The sequence below is a fragment of the Candidatus Thiodiazotropha sp. AKAK2 genome (assembly GCF_058244685.1).
The window spans coordinates 1-16286 of sequence record NZ_JBSYOP010000033.1; the positions used below are offsets into that span (position 1 = coordinate 1).

A 16286-nucleotide genomic window follows, 5' to 3' on the forward strand; every position below is an offset into this window, starting at 1 on the left:
GTGGATCGACACCACTGAGTCAGCGTTGTGGCGGCATCTGGGGAAATAGAAAATGATTTGGCTAAGCGCATAACGAATTATACACTCAATCATCATTAGTTACATTACTTTCCGCATGACCCACTAGCCTCTCCCCACGACCCGACGTCCCCATAAAGAAAGCTGTTGTGCCCTTTTTGAAGTATATTCAATTATTCTAATTAATAATCAATGCCTTAATTAATTCTCGACAAATTAACTTAGTTATTGCGTTTTAGTTGGTTTATGACTTATTCTTCGGACCTAGGGCCTATTAAATAAGATTAGATCAATAAAACGACGCCTAGCAGAATCCGGCCGTCACTGATGTGCGGAATAGCAGATGATCCTAAGGGATAGTCAAAACAGTGATTCTGATGAAGCAGTTCTCATCATCAATCCAAACAGAAACCTGACTTGGCAGCAGTCCAAGTGGTTGTTTCTATTTTTTACCTTTTGCTGCTCGACAGTTGCCGTCTATTTCTACTCGATTGGCGCCTGGCTGGTGCTGCCGTTTGCCGGCCTGGAGATTCTCCTGATCGGCATCTCCATCTATTGCCAAAGTTGCTGTGCCCATAGTCAACAGATCATCCGAATAGACAGTAAACATGTCAGAGTCATCAATAGCGGTCGAGTCGATTCGGAACAGTGTTTTCACAAATCCTGGCTGAAGATCATCAGAAACCGTGATCCCAGTGGCTGGTACCCAAGCCGGCTGTTGATCGGTTCCCATGGACAATTCATCGAGGTAGGAAAGTATTTGATTGAAGAGGAGCGGGAAACACTCGCCCACAACCTGAAAAGTGCAATCGAGGGCATCTGAGCCGTATGAAGTTCAATAACAATTTTAAACGACAGGTTAATCATCCCATGTCGGTAACTCAGCAGCTGATCAATAACCAATCATACAAGCTTAAAACAACATCATTAACCGGCATCCTAGTTGCCGGTGTGTTTTTTGCTGATAAATGTAGAGCGGAATATGGTATCAATTTCCCTCCTCCGGCTGCTGATGTAGCCCAGGAGATCTATAACATCCATATGTTGACGATGCAGATCACAACTGTGTTGTTGTTGATCGTTTTCGGCTTCGTCTTCTACTCCCTCTACTATCATCGAAAAAGCCGAGGCTTTCAGGCAGATCAGGATTTCCATAATTCCTGGTTTGGTAACTGGTCCTGGGTTGTTGTTCCCGTGATGGTGCTGGGTGTGGATCTCACCATAGCCGGTAAAGCGGATGCGGTATTGAAGAAAGTCTGGGATGTACCGAAAGCGGAGAATATTCTGGATGTCAAAGTCACCGGCCATCAGTGGTGGTGGGAATTCGATTATCTGGATCATGGCATCAAGGTGGAAAGCCGCTATGTGCCAGAGAAGGAATCGGGGGATCTCTATCTGAGAGAGGTCGATAACCGCCTGGTGTTACCGACTGGACAGAAAATTCGCTTTTTACACACCTCGGCTGACGTTTTACACGCCTTCTGGGTACCTGAACTGGCTGTCAAGAAGGATGCCATCCCCGGATATGTCACCGAAACCTGGGCTGAGCTCAATAGGGAGGGTGTTTTCCGTGGTCAATGTGCAGAACTCTGTGGCACCTGGCACTCCCGTATGCCGATTGTGGTTGAATCCGTTTCGCCACAACAGTTTGCCACCTGGGTAGACGATCAAAAAGCCATCAAGGTCGCAGCCGCGGCTGAAGCCAGCGCAGACAAAACCTGGAGCATGGACGAGTTGATGGCGAAAGGAAAAACCCTATACGACACAAAATGTGCCGCCTGCCACCAGGTCACCGGCGTGGGCTTGCCACCCGCCTTCCCGGCATTGAAAGGCTCGGCAATGGCAACCGGATCCATCGAAGCCCACCTGGAGATCGTCATCAAAGGTAAAGAGGGCACTGCCATGCAACCCTGGGGCTCACTGAATGATCTTGAAATTGCAGCCATCGTGACCTACGAACGAAATGCCTGGGATAACAACACAGGCGATGTGGTGCAACCTTCAGATGTGAAGCAGGCGAGATAGAGGAGAGTTTGAACATGACCACAACCACCTTAAACCACGATGAAGCGCATCATCATGATATGCCAACAGGTTGGCGACGTTGGCTGTTCAGCACCAACCATAAAGATATCGGGACTCTTTATCTTCTGTTTGCCCTGACAATGCTGTTTCTCGGTGGCGCAAGCGCCATGTTGATCCGCTTGGAGCTGTTCCAACCGGGTATCCAGTTGCTCGATCCGGATCTCTACAACAATCTGGTGACCAACCATGCCCTGATCATGATATTCGGTGCGGTTATGCCGGCTGCCGCAGGATTGGCAAACTGGATGATTCCGATGATGATCGGTGCACCCGATATGGCTCTGCCGAGAATGAACAATCTCAGCTTCTGGATCCTTCCTGCAGCTGCAACCATGTTGATTCTCTCCTTTATAGTCCCCTTCTTTCCTGGTGGCGGCACACAGATCAATACCGGATGGACCCTCTATCCGCCACTGTCAGTTCAGGTTGGCATGTCGATGGATTTTCTCATCTTCGCCATCCACCTGTTGGGCATCTCCTCAGTGCTGGCCTCAATCAATATTATTGTTACGCTGTTAAATATGCGTGCACCAGGGATGACTCTGATGACCATGCCGATGTTCTGCTGGACCTGGCTGGTAACCGCTTTCCTGCTGATTCTGGTAGTACCGGTACTTGCCGGTGGTGTCACAATGCTGCTGTTTGACAGACACTTCGGCACCAGTTTCTTTGATGCAGCCGGTGGTGGAGACCCGGTGTTGTTTCAACATCTGTTCTGGTTCTTTGGTCATCCGGAAGTCTACATCCTGCTATTACCGTCAATCGGCGTGCTCTCCCATGTGATTCCCGCATTTTCCCGCAAGCCCCTGTTCGGCTATAAGTCGATGGTTGGCGCGATGTTGACAGTAGCCACAATCGGTATGGTGGTGTGGGCCCATCATCAATACACCATCGGAATGTCATTGGGCGCAGTAACCTACTTTATGATCGGCACCATTCTGATCTCCATCCCGGTGGGTCTGATGATCTTTAACTTCATCGCCACCATGTGGCGCGGTGCCATGACCTTTGAAACGCCCATGCTGTTTGCCGTGGCGATCGTTCTGATGTTTACTTTCGGTGGATTGAGTGGCGTCATGCTGGCTGTCGTTCCAGCTGATATGCAGTATCACGACAGTATGTTCGTTGTTGCCCATTTCCACTATGTATTGATGCCAGGCGCTGTATTCGGACTGTTCGCCGGTGTTTTCTACTGGCTACCCAAGTGGACAGGTCATATGTATGACGAGACCTTGGGCAAAATCTTTTTCTGGACCAATGTAATCGGTTTCAACATCACATTCTTCCCGCAACACTTTCTTGGTCTGGCTGGCATGCCACGAAGAATCGTCGACTACAACATGATGTTTACCGAGTTCAATGTCATCTCGAGTATCGGTGCAATCATTTTCGGTCTTAGCCACCTGTTGTTGCTCTATATCGTCATTAAAACCATTCGTGGTGGAAAAAAAGCGGAAAGTAGAGCCTGGGAAGGCGCCAAAGGCCTGGAATGGGAGTTGGATTCACCACCGGCATTTCACACCTGGACCGTAGCGCCACAAATCAAATAGAAACAGGAGTGGTAATGAGAATACCGAGATATCAAACACCGGAGCTGAGAAACAAAAATGTCCGCCTGGCCTGGGTGCTTGGTGGCATGGCGATTTTCTTCCTGGTTACCTCCTTTCCGTTTTGGACAGGCCTGTTCCGCATCGTAGGCACCCAGGCAATGCCATGAACAACGCGCGTTCCGGAGAAAATAAGAACCGTCGCACCACCTTACTGCTGAGTGGCCTGGTGGTGGGTATGTTCGGTTTTGGTTTCGCTCTGGTACCGCTGTATGACCTGTTTTGTGAAGTGACAGGCACACAGTCCCTGTCTCAACGAAAAATCAACCCAGCAGATCTTCAAGTGGTCAAACAGGTTGAAAGCGACAGGTGGGTAACCGTGAAATTCGATGCCACGGTAAATCCGAATCTGCCCTGGGAGTTTCAGGCGACAACCCGCAGCATGCGGGTACATCCAGGTAAGACCTATGAAGTCAATTTTGTCGCCCGCAACCGCAGTGGCGATGCTGCGACCGGACAGGCAATTCCCAGTGTTGCCCCCTGGCAGGCCACTCCCTATTTCAGCAAACTGGAGTGCTTCTGTTTCAACAAGCAGACCCTGGCCGGCAATCAGCAGACCGACATGCCACTCAGGTTTATGGTATCCCCTGACCTGCCAGCGGATATTCAATCCCTTACCCTGTCCTATAGCTTTATGCGTTTAAAAGCCTCAAAAAACAAAACTGATCTGTCGGAACTGCTACCGCAAATTGCCAAGCAGTCAGCAACTGAAAGTACTTTACCCAATAGATAACCGATGACAATCAACCAAACAAAACTCATATCGGGGAGAGAATTATAATGTCAGCAAAGGAGCATAGTGGGGACTACTTCATACCCGATCCAAGCCCCTGGCCAATCATCGGCATGTTTTCACTGTTAATCACCCTGTTTGGCGGCGCTCTGGCGATGAACGGGGTCTCCCTGGGCAGCTACCTGGTGGTTGCAGGCCTGTTGATGTTCTTCTACCTGCTGTATGGCTGGTTTCGGGATGTGATCAAGGAGAATTTGAGCGATTGTTACAATCGTCAGGTCGATACCTCATTCCGCATGGGTATGTTTTGGTTTATTGCCTCGGAAGTATTCTTCTTTCTCAGCTTTTTTGGCGCCCTCTACTACATTCGGAATATCGCCCTACCCTGGCTGGGTGGCGATGGCTATCTTGGTGTAACCAACGAAATTCTCTATCACGGATTTGAGAATGCCTGGCCCTCCCATGGGCCTGGAGAACTGGGTGGCGATTTCCTACCGATGGGTGCCTGGGGTATACCGGCAATCAATACTCTGATACTGCTGACCAGCGGTGCGACCATCACCTGGGCCCACTGGGGTTTGAAGCTGGACAACCAAAAGCAGCTGGTAAACGGACTGATCGCAACCATCGCCCTGGGGGTCTTTTTCGTCATCCTGCAGGCTTATGAATATGGGCACGCCTATCAGGAGCTCAACCTGACACTGGAAACCGGAGCCTACGGCTCAACCTTTTATATGCTGACTGGATTCCATGGATTTCATGTAACCATGGGAGCGGTGATGCTGATGGCCATCCTGGGTCGAAGTATGAAAAGCCATTTCAGCGCGCACAACCACTTCGCCTTCGAGGCCGTGGCCTGGTATTGGCACTTTGTGGATGTGGTTTGGCTTGGCCTGTTTGTTTTTGTCTATTGGTTGTGAGCCTGCTCATCACCCATTACAAAATGAATCAAGATGTTAGACCATGAGGTGTAAGCAGCCCAAAAAAGTAACCGGCCATGAGAATGGCGAACAACAGTAACGAGAGTGTCACCCGGATGGTCAAGGCGCGTACCACACGGGTGCTACTGTTCTTACCGTCATCCTTCGCCATGTAGTACATTCCCTGAAAGAGGGAGATGAGAATGAATAACAGAACCAGAAGTACAGGTAACTTAAAGATAATGTCCACAATTATTCCCTCTTCTGAGGTACCGATGAAATACCGATCTTCAGTACTGTTTTAATTTAGGATAATTTGAATATAGTTGTTATGACACGCAGTACCCGGCAATTTCGCGCTCAAACAATCCCTACAGTTGTTATGGTAATAGTAACTCCCCTATTATGCAGTCTCGGATTCTGGCAACTCGAGCGCGCCGAGCAGAAACGCAACCAGGCGACTGCTTTGGAGATGCGCCGTAAGATGCCCCCCATCTCGCTAACCGTATCTGCACGCCCTGAAGCGGATCAGCTTCTATACAGACAGGTAAATCTGCAAGGTGAATTCCTGACAGAGAAGACCATCTTCATTGCCAACCGCAAACACTTGGGTAAAACCGGATTTCATGTGGTGACGCCACTGCAACTCTCAGCCAGCGGTGAACTGGTTCTGGTAAATCGTGGCTGGACCGCAGAAACGCCTTCCACAGACAGCGGTTTACTGATCAACAGCCGTGGTCAGTTGAAGATAAGTGGGGAGATCACCATTCCCCAAGCCCCGGCCATAGAGCTTACACCAATCGACGACGACAGTCAGTTCCCGCCACGCTGGCCCTATCTGACTCTGGAGCGTTATCGTCAATGGTCAGGTTTGGAGGTACTACCGATACTGGTACTGCAGACATCTAAAGATGATCAGGATTTCATCCGCCAATGGCCAACACCGAAAGTCAGTGATCTGATGCATATCGGCTATGCTATCCAGTGGTTTGCGTTTGCCATCATCGCCCTGCTTGTCTGGCTACGTCTCTCGTATCAAAAAGTGGCGAGCGAAACTACATGAACAGCCTGGCCCAACAACCCCCTACTTCACGCAATCTGACCTCGCTATGGATCCTGGTTGGGATTACTGCGCTACCACTGATCGCCGCCTGGCTGTATTTTCTGAATCCACAATGGCTCCCCTCAGGCAGGACACATCATGGGGTGTTGATCGATCCGCCCAGAGCGGTGGCATCAATCGATCTCAAGACAACCGATCAATCGAGTTTTGACTGGCAGACCCTTGAAGGCATGTGGACACTGCTGGTGATCAGCGAACGGAGTTGTGATGCGGCCTGCCTGGAAACCCTGATCAAAGTTCGCCAGATACGTAGAGCTACGGCGGCCAACAGACAGCGCATTGCCCGTGGGCTGATCATTCTGCCGGGGAGTGACGGAAGTCTGCAGACACCCTCCCTCGACGGCCTTGAAGGCACCCATCTGCTGATACCCGATGATGACCAGCAGAACGCCGTTAGAACACTCTTTCCACAAGCCGAATTTGAAGATAGCGTACCGATCTTTGTAATCGATCCCAGAGGTGATTTGATGATGCGTTATGACACCCCACAGGTCACTTCCAAACAGATTCTCAAAGATCTGGAACGCCTACTCAAGGCCTCACAAACCTGGTCCCAAGGAGGTCAATATGGCCACCAGTGATCTTACCGCTCGCCAATCCGTTGGATTTGCCTGGCAACACTACTATGAACTGACCAAACCCAAGGTGGTGTTGTTGATCGCCTTTACTGCACTGGTCGGTATGCTGCTGTCAAAACAAGGTTTAGTCCCCTGGCAACCAATGCTGTTCGGACTGCTCGGTATCTCTTTGGCAGCTGCCTGCGGGGCGGTGGTCAACCATATTGTCGATCAGCGGATTGATAAAATGATGGACCGCACCCAGCGTCGACCAATCCCCAGCGGCCATATGGACAGCCAGCATGCCGGTAGTTTTGCTTTGTTGCTGGGTACGGTTTCGATCTCCATGCTCTACTTTCTGGTGAATCCGCTGACAGCACTGCTGACATTCCTGGCGCTGATCGGCTATGCACTGATCTATACCCGATTTCTGAAACGTACGACACCGCAAAATATCGTCTGGGGCGGCTTGGCCGGCGCTGCACCGCCACTGCTCGGTTGGGCTGCGATTACCGGCGAGGTGACCATCGAGGCCTTTCTGCTGATGTTGATCATCTTTGTATGGACCCCCCCTCACTTCTGGCCTCTGGCGATTCACCGGCGCGATGACTATGCCAGGGCTGACATTCCAATGTTGCCGGTAACCCATGGTATCGACTTTACCAAGCAGCAGATTCTGATCTATAGCATCATGTTGCTGGCTGTCACTCTGCTGCCCTTCGTGGTCCATATGAGCGGCTATCTCTATCTGAGCGGCGCCATTGCGCTCGGGATCGGTTTCGTCTATCACGCAGTCAAACTGCTGCATAGCCCAGGTCGTACCCATGCCATGAAAACCTTTGGCTACTCAATCCTCTATTTGAGCCTGCTCTTCACCCTGTTGCTGGCAGATCACTACATCATGCTGATCTGAACAGTTGTAAAATGAGCTTGAAATCTCAAGCTCACGACACCATATAGAGTATGTCTCCAAGAGAATCGTGAGATAGTTCCTTGCGGGTTGTAAAATTTACCGTTGGCAGCCTGTACCAGGGAATAGTTCAATCTCAATGAAAGGAAGGTCATCAGTGAAGGACAGTTTCGCCAGGATTGCCCGCCAAACAGTGGCAGTGTTCAATCGTACCTTATCCCTCTACCATCCCCGTACTCTGCAGGAGAAAGGTAAGCTCTGGGCGAGTGGCTTAGCCACCATCACACTGATCATCATCCTGTTTCTGCTGGGAGTCTACTGGAGCATCATGCCGCCGCCGTTCGATGTGCGTAGCCACAGTAACGACAAACTGGCGGAACTGGAGCTGAAACCGGTAACCGGCTCCTACACCACCATGACCCTGCTGACGGCAATCAAAACCTTGCTAGATAAATCCGGCGGCTATCTGAGTAACGACATCACACCTCCCAGTCTGTTTCTCGACAACATGCCGAATTGGGAGTTCGGCGTGCTGACCCAGGTCAGGGATCTGGCTCGTTCGTTGCGAAACGATATGAGCCGTTCCCAATCCCAATCGCTGGAAAACAAGGATCTCGCGATTGCTGAGCCCCAATTCAACTACAGCAATGATTCCTGGATATTCCCATCCACCGAAGGTGAATACCGACAGGGTATTGAGGCACTGGAGCGCTATCTGAAAGGGCTCTCCGCCGATGGCAATCAAAACACCCAGTTTTATGCCAGGGCTGATAATCTGCGGGATTGGCTTGCCGTGGTGGAAAAAAGGCTGGGCAGTCTTTCTCAGCGTTTGAGTGCCAGTGTCGGGCAACAGCGGATCAATACCGATCTGGCAGGTGACCCTTCGGCCTCCCAATCCACAGCCACCAACGAGCAGATGAGGGTACAGACCCCCTGGTTGGAGATCGACGACGTTTTCTATGAAGCCAGAGGCTCGACCTGGGCGCTGATTCACTTCCTGCAGGCTGTGGAGATCGATTTCTACGAAATCCTGCGCAAAAAGAACGCCCTGGTCAGTTTGCGACAGATCATCCGTGAACTGGAAGCCAGCCAGGCACCGATCAGCAGTCCTGTGGTATTGAATGGGAAAGGATTCGGCATGTTCGCCAACTACTCGCTGGTGATGGCCTCCTACATTTCCAGGGCCAACGCCGCAGTAATCGATTTGCGAAACCTCCTCAGCCAGGGCTGACACTCGGGCCTGTTATTTAACATTTGTAAAATTCGCAACTCAAAGACGTTAAACCTATTTATCCCCTATGTGGATTCTATAGAGCAATATCAGAAAGTTATGTAGAAAAAGACGATTACGGCACAGCCGTGTCATGCCGCGTCAAACACCACAAGAAAGCTGGTCAGCTCTGGGAAAAGCCATAAAAACAGCATCATGCTGGATCGTCATCGGGGAATTTACACACCCGCAACCGACGGAATGATGCAGAATCACTTGCCATACGCGCAAATATACTGATAATGGCGCACTTCAGTTGCGGGCCCTGTGGTATAATCCGCCCGTTTTTTGAGAGCCCTCTGTTGGGGCCCACACAATATTGAGTATAAAGATAGTATGGCGAAAGAAGATTTTATCGAGATGGAAGGCACGGTTGTCGAGACTCTGCCCAACACCATGTTCCGCGTGGAATTGGAAAACGGCCATGTGGTGACTGCCCATATTTCAGGCAAAATGCGTAAACACTACATTCGTATCCTTACCGGCGATAAGGTTACCGTGCAGCTGACACCTTACGACCTGACCAAGGGCCGCATCACCTATCGTGCTCGCTGAGGCCGATCAGCCTTCGTCGATCGAGGTATCGGCAACCTGCTCGCCCTCGATATCGAAAACCAGCTTGTCTTCCGCGACATCCACCCTGACGGCCCCACCCGTAGACAGCTTTCCGAACAGCAACTCTTCAGCGAGGGGCTTCTTAATTTCGTCCTGAATCAAGCGGGCCATAGGTCGAGCACCCATCTGTGGATCATATCCATGCTCCGCAAGCCAGACTCTTGTTTCAGCTTCGACGATCAGATTGACATGCTTCTCCTGTAGCTGACCTTCCAGCTCAAAGACAAACTTGTCCACAACCTTGGCGATATGTTCCGGCGTCAATCCGGAGAACTGAATGATGGCATCGAGTCGGTTTCTGAATTCAGGTGTAAACATCTTTTTGATCACTTCCATGCCGTCAGTGGTATGGTCCTGTTTACTGAAACCGATGGATGAGCGACTCATCTCCTGAGCACCGGCATTGGTGGTCATCACAATCACCACATTCCTGAAATCGGCCTTGCGCCCATTGTTATCGGTCAGGGTGCCGTGATCCATCACCTGTAGCAGCAGATTGAACACATCCGGATGGGCCTTTTCGATCTCATCGAGCAACAGGACACAGTGTGGGTGTTTGGCGATCTCTTCGGTCAGCAGACCACCTTGATCAAATCCCACATAGCCCGGAGGCGCACCGATCAGTCTTGATACGGTATGCCGCTCCATGTACTCAGACATGTCGAAACGGATCAGCTCCATGCTCAAGATTCTGGCCAGCTGCCGGGTGATCTCGGTCTTACCAACACCGGTAGGCCCGGTAAACAGGAACGAACCAACCGGACGACCTTCGTTGACCAGACCGGAGCGGTTCATACGAATCGCAGCGGTCAATGCCTCGATTGCCGGATCCTGACCAAACACCACCATCTTCAGATCTCTGGTCAGATTACGCAGGGATTCAGTATCGGACATGGAGACCTTTTTCGGTGGAATTCGAGCGATTTTGGCAACAATTGCCTCAACTTCGTCCACATCGATAATCTTTCTGCGCTCATCCTCCGGCTGCAGCTGCACGTTTGCACCCGCCTCATCAATCACATCGATTGCCTTATCAGGCAGATGTCGGTCGTTGATGTATTTGTCAGACAATTCAGCAGCACTGTTCAGCGCATCCTGTGTGTACTCGATGTTGTGGTGCTCCTCGAAACGGGATTTAAGACCTTTCAGGATCTCAATCGTCTCTTCAACGGTAGGCTCTTCCACATCGATCTTCTGGAAACGGCGGGCCAGCGCCCGGTCCTTCTCAAAAATTCCGCGGAATTCCTGATAGGTGGTAGAACCGATGCAGCGCAGCTCACCGGAGGCCAGCACCGGTTTGATCAGATTCGAGGCATCCATAACCCCACCGGATGCGGCTCCGGCTCCGATGATGGTATGGATCTCATCGATGAACAGCACCACATCTTTTTTCTGCTTGAGTTCTGCCAGAACAGCTTTCAGGCGCTTTTCGAAATCACCCCGATATTTTGTACCGGCTACCAGGGTACCCAGGTCCAACGCGTAGATGGTGGCGGTCGCCAGAATATCCGGCACCTCGGAATCGACAATCTTTTTTGCCAATCCTTCTGCAATTGCGGTTTTACCAACACCCGCTTCACCGACCAGCAGAGGGTTGTTCTTACGCCGTCTGCAGAGTATCTGGATGGTGCGTTCGATCTCATTGTGCCTGCCGATCAGTGGATCGATCTTGCCCTGTTCCGCCAGGTGGTTGAGGTTGGTCGCATAGTTGTCGAGGGCACTTGCCTGTTCCTCACCCTTGTTCTCACTGGAGAGTTCCACAGGCGTCTCTTCATGGCCCACTTCGTCCAGTTTCGAGATGCCGTGTGAGATGTAGTTGACCACATCCAGTCGACTTACCTTCTGCTCATTCAGAAAAAATACCGCCTGGGAATCCTGTTCATTGAAAATTGCCACCAGTACATTGGCGCCGGTGACTTCATTCTTACCGGAGGACTGAACATGGAATACCGCACGCTGTAAAACCCGCTGAAAACCCAGGGTGGGTTGAATCTCCCGATCATCCCCATCAGGGATCAACGGTGTGGTCTCATCGACAAAGCTGCGTATTTTCTGCCGCATCTTTTCAATATCGGCGCCACAGGCACGCAGCACGGTAACTGCTGAAGGGTTATCCAGCAACGCGAGTAACAGATGATCCACAGTCATGAACTCATGCAGTCGCTCTTTAGCACTTTTAAAGGCCTGATTTAGCGTGAATTCCAGCTCTTTGTTCAACATCTTAAAACTCCGTCAGTACCGCTCAGGTCTCTTCCATGGTGCACATCAGCGGATGCTGGTTGCTACGTGAGTAGTCGTTAACCTGTGAGACCTTGGTCTCGGCAATGTCTTTGGTGAATACACCACAGACACCTACACCTCGGGTATGTACATGCAGCATTACCCGGGTAGCCTTCTCCCGGTCCATATTAAAGAAGGTTTCCAATACCTGAACCACGAACTCCATAGGGGTATAGTCGTCGTTGAGGATAATAACCTTATACAGTGGCGGTCTTTTTAGTTTGGGAGACGCCTCCTCTAATGCTAGACCATCGTCATGTGAGTTTTGTTCTCTATCGCTCATAAAGGGTGATTCTAGCAGGCTTGCCGAGCCTGAAAAGTGGAATTATTTTACGGATTACTTGTTTGTCCTGGCCCTGCTATCCATTGTCATCAAACCAATCTCTGCAGCAAAAAGAGAGGGATTTTAAACCACAAATCCAGTGCTTGTGATCTCCAGCAGACCAGTAATTTCCGCCTAATTTCTCCGTTTCAATAATTTAAATACTATTAACAAATCTGACCGTTCCTAGGATTGACCATTGGAAATAGAAAAAGCTCCGAACCCTCAACAAATAAAATCAAGTTGGATCCTACTATCTTCCATCTGCCAGGAAACCCAGCAGAAGTCACTGAGCGGGAGTCTCAAAATAATATTGTGGCCGCCTACCCTCAATTCAAGAGGTGATGGAAAAAATATCCCGCCTGAACTCATGATTGATGTAATGTTTTGCTCGAAACCAGTTCCATTGGCAATAGCCTTAATTGAAATCAGGCGCGGATAGTGACCGGCAACGCTTAAGGGTAAGCCTGGATAACGAGGTTAAAAAGATTAGGGTATTTACCTATAAAAATTACAATTTACTGTTAAAAGTCAGATATTTGTTGACCCACAAGATCTGCACACTATACTTCAATCTACAGTGTTGAGAATGGTTCCGATTAGAGGACCAGAGCACTGGTTTTTTTGGCCGTTGATTTGACGGTCTAAGCATTTTTTTCCAAAGGTTGATGCTTAGGCTGGTGGACAGAGTAGTTTCGTGCCTCTCTGCTAAATATAACAACCTTGTGAGTTGCAGTGATTGACTCGCCTCAGATCAGAAAGCAGTCTGATCTCGCAACCCGCAATGAGCGATCCACCACACCTGGGCTTGCGTATATAGTGAGGAGTAATAGCTATGGCGACTGGAGTCGTAAAGTGGTTTAACAACGCCAAGGGCTACGGTTTTGTAACCCCAGAAGATGGAGATCAAGATGTTTTTGTCCATTTCTCATCAATTGATATGGATGGATACAAAACACTGAAAGAGGGCCAGAAAGTCCAATTTGATATTAGCCAGGGTCCGAAAGGTCTGCATGCAACCAATATTCAAAAAGTTGCTGCCAGTGGTGATCAATCCTAAGTATCATCCGCTGATACAGTTTTCCTGTTCAAAAGCCGGTATAGCCTAGCTATCCCGGCTTTTTTACGTCTACTCCACCCGGTTTCTCAATCCTTAAGCATGGATTCGAGGTTATAAACGCCACGGACTGTTTCCAGGCTCGGCTACAACCGATACCATACGGTTTTCAGTATGGAACTCGACCACCCAGCTCCCCTCGAATGTTGATTCTGCTTAACAAACCTTTCGGTGTTCTGACCCAGTTTACCGACGGCCAGGGACGCCCAACGCTGGCTGACTTCATCAAAACCAAAGGGGTCTATGCCGCCGGCCGATTGGACCGGGATAGTGAAGGCCTGGTACTCCTCACCGATGATGGCAAATTACAGCAGCAGATCACCCGCCCCGGGAAAAAGACTTGGAAAACTTACTGGGTGCAGGTGGAAGGGATTCCCAGTGAACAGAGTATCGAGCAGTTGAAACAGGGAGTGGTGTTGAAGGATGGCCCCACCCTGCCGGCAAAGGTCAGAAAGATTGCCGAACCGACCCTATGGCCGAGAAATCCCCCGGTGCGGTTTCGCGCCAGGATACCCACCCAATGGCTTGAAATCGCACTCCAGGAAGGGAGAAACCGTCAGGTACGTCGTATGACGGCCAGTATCGGCCACCCTACCCTGAGGCTGATTCGCACCTCGATCGGTAGATGGCGGTTGAAACATCTACAACCCGGGGAATGGGTCATGCTGGAGAACCAACCGGCAAAACTCAAGGTTCAGAGAAACAAGCACAAGCATGTCAGAAAAAGCTAAGGTAATTGTCGGTCTTTCCGGTGGTGTCGACTCATCGGTCGCCGCCCTGTTGTTGCAACAGCAGGGTTATGAGGTGGAAGGACTCTTCATGAAAAACTGGGAAGAGGATGATGATAAGGACTACTGCTCGGCAGCCGTGGATCTGGCGGATGCCCAGGCGGTTGCCGACCGATTAAGCATTCCTCTGCACACCATCAATTTTTCAAGTGAGTACTGGGACCGGGTATTTGCCTATTTTTTGCAGGAGTACGGAGCCGGCAGAACCCCCAATCCAGATGTACTGTGTAACCGGGAGATCAAGTTCAAGGCATTTCTCGACTATGCAACGGAGCAGCTGCAGGCCCATGCAATAGCCACAGGCCACTACGCATCCGTTTCAAAGGATAGGGAGTATTTCCACCTGACCCGTGCATTGGATGAAGGCAAGGACCAGACCTATTTCCTCTATATGCTGGGTCAGCAGGCGCTTTCAAAAAGCCTCTTCCCGCTCGGCCGGTTGAGCAAAACAGAGGTCAGGGAGATCGCTGAACAGGCCGGCTTCCCCAATCATAAAAAGAAGGACAGCACCGGCATCTGTTTCATCGGTGAACGTAAATTCCGCGACTTTCTGCAACGTTTTTTACCGGCAAAACCCGGCGTAATCGAAGACTCAGAAGGCCATACGATCGGCAAACACCAGGGTCTGATGTACTACACCCTGGGCCAGCGTCAGGGTCTGGGTATCGGTGGCCGCAGGGATGCGGCAGAAGCGCCCTGGTTTGTCGCCGCGAAAGATCTTGATCGTAATGTACTGATTGCGGTTCAAGGCCATCAACACCCTCTGTTGATGAGCCAGAAACTGATCTGCGGGCAGCTCCATTGGGTGGAAGGCAGGGCGCCGTCTGGAGCGATCCAATCGATGGCCAGGATCCGACATCGTCAGCCGTTGCAGTCGTGCCGGGTCTATCCCATGGAGAATGGGTTTTGCGAAGTGGTCTTCGATTCACCTCAACGTGCAGCAACACCCGGCCAATCCCTGGTGTTGTATGACGATCAGGTCTGCCTTGGAGGCGGAATAATCGAATCAACGGATGCCCCCTCCCCCTGAACACCTAGTGGCCCACTCGCTACGCACTGAGCAGGCGCCTCAATCCGATATGGTAGAATATCAACTCCAATCAACCTTCAATCAGGAACAGCATGAAGTTTCAGGATAGTGATCGCGTCATCGCCTTATCGGGTATTTTTCAGGCCGCTGGCCAGGTCCAGCAGGTTGCCCGTAAAGGTCTGATCAGTACTGAAAAAATCTCTGCCAGTATCAACAGTCTCTTTCAACTCGACGCGCACAGTGTGGTCGACGTCTATGGCAGTCTGGAAAATATCGCGCCGGGATTAAAGCTGACCTACAAACAACTCAGTGCAACCGATACCCGGGATGATGAGTTGACCCGATATGTTCTGAGTTTGATCCAGTTGGAGCGTAAGCTCAGTAAACATCGTCAACGTCTGGACAAGATCAGGGTCGGAATCACCGAAACTGCCGCCCGTCTGATTCACTTTCCCGCCACCCACAGCAATATCCTGGGTGCACTGGCCGATATCTATGCGGAGAACATCAGCACCCTCAAACCAAGAATCATGGTGAGTGGGGAGACCATCTACCTGCAAAATAGCGACAACGTGAATCGTATTCGAGCGCTGCTGTTGTCCGGTATTCGATCTGCCATGTTGTGGCGCCAGACAGGGGGTCGCCGCCGGCATCTGCTGTTCAGCCGAAGCACCTACATCGATCACTGCAAAACCCTCCTCGACAAACTCTGATTTCCGCCAAGTTCGGGCTTATCCATAGTCAATGGCCACAGTATCCTCACATCCATACCTGATCCTTCTATAGTAATCTGATGATTACCTTCTATAGTGCAAGAGATCACAGCCGGTAGATTGATAACACCATAGAGTGACTGTGATTAGGGTAACCAGGAATCTGCCTGCTGGTCTGTGTCGCCAGCTGTATGACTT

The 16286-nt window shown here is 50.5% G+C and carries 18 protein-coding genes; 15 read left to right on the forward strand and 3 right to left on the reverse strand.

The window, feature by feature from the left end:
- The first annotated feature begins 361 nt into the window (after window positions 1–361).
- Genes AC4IE8_RS15255 through AC4IE8_RS15280 form a run of 6 tightly spaced genes read left to right on the forward strand, consistent with a single transcriptional unit; the run spans window position 362 to window position 5363 of the window.
- Window positions 362–841 (forward strand): DUF2244 domain-containing protein, encoded by a 480-nt coding sequence (locus AC4IE8_RS15255; RefSeq protein WP_068995319.1) that lies wholly within the window; start codon window positions 362–364, stop codon window positions 839–841.
- Between the two features lie 47 nt (window positions 842–888).
- Entirely contained in the window at window positions 889–2043 is a 1155-nt protein-coding gene (coxB, locus tag AC4IE8_RS15260) for a cytochrome c oxidase subunit II (protein ID WP_083226280.1), read from the forward strand.
- Between the two features lie 14 nt (window positions 2044–2057).
- Window positions 2058–3653: a cytochrome c oxidase subunit I gene (ctaD, locus tag AC4IE8_RS15265; protein WP_068995318.1), complete on the forward strand. Its 1596-nt coding sequence runs from the start codon at window positions 2058–2060 to the stop codon at window positions 3651–3653.
- A gap of 14 nt (window positions 3654–3667) precedes the next feature.
- A complete protein-coding gene (locus tag AC4IE8_RS15270; RefSeq protein WP_201258737.1) occupies window positions 3668–3820 on the forward strand; it encodes a hypothetical protein in 153 nt (50 codons plus the stop codon).
- On the forward strand, window positions 3817–4443 hold the full coding sequence (locus tag AC4IE8_RS15275; RefSeq protein WP_068995317.1) for a cytochrome c oxidase assembly protein: 627 nt from the start codon (window positions 3817–3819) through the stop codon (window positions 4441–4443). The genes AC4IE8_RS15270 and AC4IE8_RS15275 overlap by 4 nt, the downstream gene beginning before the upstream one ends.
- Before the next feature lie 47 nt (window positions 4444–4490).
- A complete protein-coding gene (locus tag AC4IE8_RS15280; protein ID WP_068995315.1) occupies window positions 4491–5363 on the forward strand; it encodes a cytochrome c oxidase subunit 3 in 873 nt (290 codons plus the stop codon).
- 28 nt (window positions 5364–5391) lie between these two features.
- Here the strand turns inward: AC4IE8_RS15280 and AC4IE8_RS15285 are convergent, their stop codons facing one another.
- On the reverse strand, window positions 5392–5613 hold the full coding sequence (locus AC4IE8_RS15285) for a twin transmembrane helix small protein (RefSeq protein ID WP_490791394.1): 222 nt from the start codon (window positions 5611–5613) through the stop codon (window positions 5392–5394).
- Window positions 5614–5745: 132 nt separating this feature from the next.
- On the opposite strand from AC4IE8_RS15285, the gene AC4IE8_RS15290 reads away from it, so the two are divergent.
- The 5 genes from AC4IE8_RS15290 (at window position 5746) to infA (ending at window position 9778) form a co-directional block, all read left to right on the forward strand.
- Window positions 5746–6426 carry an SURF1 family protein gene (locus AC4IE8_RS15290; RefSeq protein WP_490791395.1) on the forward strand — a complete coding sequence of 227 codons (681 nt, stop codon included), beginning with the start codon at window positions 5746–5748 and terminating at the stop codon, window positions 6424–6426.
- Window positions 6423–7067 (forward strand): redox-active disulfide-containing membrane protein, encoded by a 645-nt coding sequence (locus tag AC4IE8_RS15295; protein ID WP_068995311.1) that lies wholly within the window; start codon window positions 6423–6425, stop codon window positions 7065–7067. Before AC4IE8_RS15290 ends, AC4IE8_RS15295 begins: the two co-directional genes overlap by 4 nt.
- The gene (gene cyoE / locus AC4IE8_RS15300) at window positions 7054–7956 is read left to right on the forward strand and encodes a heme o synthase (protein WP_490791396.1); all 903 of its coding nucleotides are present in this window, start codon (window positions 7054–7056) and stop codon (window positions 7954–7956) included. Before AC4IE8_RS15295 ends, cyoE begins: the two co-directional genes overlap by 14 nt.
- Before the next feature lie 154 nt (window positions 7957–8110).
- The gene (locus AC4IE8_RS15305; RefSeq protein ID WP_068995308.1) at window positions 8111–9184 is read left to right on the forward strand and encodes a DUF2333 family protein; all 1074 of its coding nucleotides are present in this window, start codon (window positions 8111–8113) and stop codon (window positions 9182–9184) included.
- A 375-nt stretch (window positions 9185–9559) separates the two neighbouring features.
- Complete coding sequence (infA, locus tag AC4IE8_RS15310) at window positions 9560–9778, forward strand: translation initiation factor IF-1 (RefSeq protein WP_068995306.1); 219 nt, start codon at window positions 9560–9562, stop codon at window positions 9776–9778.
- A gap of 6 nt (window positions 9779–9784) precedes the next feature.
- On the opposite strand, the gene clpA is transcribed toward infA, so the two are convergent.
- Together clpA and clpS are read right to left on the reverse strand one after the other, a co-directional pair.
- Window positions 9785–12058 (reverse strand): ATP-dependent Clp protease ATP-binding subunit ClpA, encoded by a 2274-nt coding sequence (clpA, locus tag AC4IE8_RS15315; RefSeq protein WP_068995304.1) that lies wholly within the window; start codon window positions 12056–12058, stop codon window positions 9785–9787.
- A 22-nt stretch (window positions 12059–12080) separates the two neighbouring features.
- Window positions 12081–12401: an ATP-dependent Clp protease adapter ClpS gene (gene clpS, locus AC4IE8_RS15320; protein WP_068995303.1), complete on the reverse strand. Its 321-nt coding sequence runs from the start codon at window positions 12399–12401 to the stop codon at window positions 12081–12083.
- An 874-nt stretch (window positions 12402–13275) separates the two neighbouring features.
- On the opposite strand from clpS, the gene cspD reads away from it, so the two are divergent.
- From cspD to hflD, 4 genes are all read left to right on the forward strand, one after another.
- The gene (gene cspD, locus AC4IE8_RS15325; protein ID WP_068995302.1) at window positions 13276–13500 is read left to right on the forward strand and encodes a cold shock domain-containing protein CspD; all 225 of its coding nucleotides are present in this window, start codon (window positions 13276–13278) and stop codon (window positions 13498–13500) included.
- Between the two features lie 200 nt (window positions 13501–13700).
- On the forward strand, window positions 13701–14288 hold the full coding sequence (locus AC4IE8_RS15330) for a pseudouridine synthase (RefSeq protein ID WP_068995301.1): 588 nt from the start codon (window positions 13701–13703) through the stop codon (window positions 14286–14288).
- The gene (mnmA, locus tag AC4IE8_RS15335) at window positions 14272–15375 is read left to right on the forward strand and encodes a tRNA 2-thiouridine(34) synthase MnmA (RefSeq protein WP_068995300.1); all 1104 of its coding nucleotides are present in this window, start codon (window positions 14272–14274) and stop codon (window positions 15373–15375) included. Before AC4IE8_RS15330 ends, mnmA begins: the two co-directional genes overlap by 17 nt.
- A gap of 92 nt (window positions 15376–15467) precedes the next feature.
- The gene (hflD, locus tag AC4IE8_RS15340) at window positions 15468–16088 is read left to right on the forward strand and encodes a high frequency lysogenization protein HflD (protein WP_068995299.1); all 621 of its coding nucleotides are present in this window, start codon (window positions 15468–15470) and stop codon (window positions 16086–16088) included.
- Window positions 16089–16286: the final 198 nt, after the last annotated feature.

Excerpts from the sequence above, each read along its gene's own strand:
- hflD (WP_068995299.1), top strand. The coding sequence starts at position 15,468 with ATGAAGTTTCAGGATAGTGATCGCGTCATCGCCTTATCGGGTATTTTT.
- coxB (WP_083226280.1), top strand. The coding sequence starts at position 889 with ATGTCGGTAACTCAGCAGCTGATCAATAACCAATCATACAAGCTTAAA.
- AC4IE8_RS15270 (WP_201258737.1), top strand. The coding sequence starts at position 3,668 with ATGAGAATACCGAGATATCAAACACCGGAGCTGAGAAACAAAAATGTC.
- AC4IE8_RS15255 (WP_068995319.1), top strand. The coding sequence starts at position 362 with ATGATCCTAAGGGATAGTCAAAACAGTGATTCTGATGAAGCAGTTCTC.
- mnmA (WP_068995300.1), top strand. The coding sequence starts at position 14,272 with ATGTCAGAAAAAGCTAAGGTAATTGTCGGTCTTTCCGGTGGTGTCGAC.
- clpS (WP_068995303.1), bottom strand. The coding sequence starts at position 12,401 with ATGAGCGATAGAGAACAAAACTCACATGACGATGGTCTAGCATTAGAG.
- clpA (WP_068995304.1), bottom strand. The coding sequence starts at position 12,058 with ATGTTGAACAAAGAGCTGGAATTCACGCTAAATCAGGCCTTTAAAAGT.
- AC4IE8_RS15330 (WP_068995301.1), top strand. The coding sequence starts at position 13,701 with ATGTTGATTCTGCTTAACAAACCTTTCGGTGTTCTGACCCAGTTTACC.
- AC4IE8_RS15280 (WP_068995315.1), top strand. The coding sequence starts at position 4,491 with ATGTCAGCAAAGGAGCATAGTGGGGACTACTTCATACCCGATCCAAGC.
- AC4IE8_RS15275 (WP_068995317.1), top strand. The coding sequence starts at position 3,817 with ATGAACAACGCGCGTTCCGGAGAAAATAAGAACCGTCGCACCACCTTA.
- infA (WP_068995306.1), top strand. The coding sequence starts at position 9,560 with ATGGCGAAAGAAGATTTTATCGAGATGGAAGGCACGGTTGTCGAGACT.
- AC4IE8_RS15290 (WP_490791395.1), top strand. The coding sequence starts at position 5,746 with ATGGTAATAGTAACTCCCCTATTATGCAGTCTCGGATTCTGGCAACTC.
- ctaD (WP_068995318.1), top strand. The coding sequence starts at position 2,058 with ATGACCACAACCACCTTAAACCACGATGAAGCGCATCATCATGATATG.
- AC4IE8_RS15295 (WP_068995311.1), top strand. The coding sequence starts at position 6,423 with ATGAACAGCCTGGCCCAACAACCCCCTACTTCACGCAATCTGACCTCG.
- cspD (WP_068995302.1), top strand. The coding sequence starts at position 13,276 with ATGGCGACTGGAGTCGTAAAGTGGTTTAACAACGCCAAGGGCTACGGT.
- cyoE (WP_490791396.1), top strand. The coding sequence starts at position 7,054 with ATGGCCACCAGTGATCTTACCGCTCGCCAATCCGTTGGATTTGCCTGG.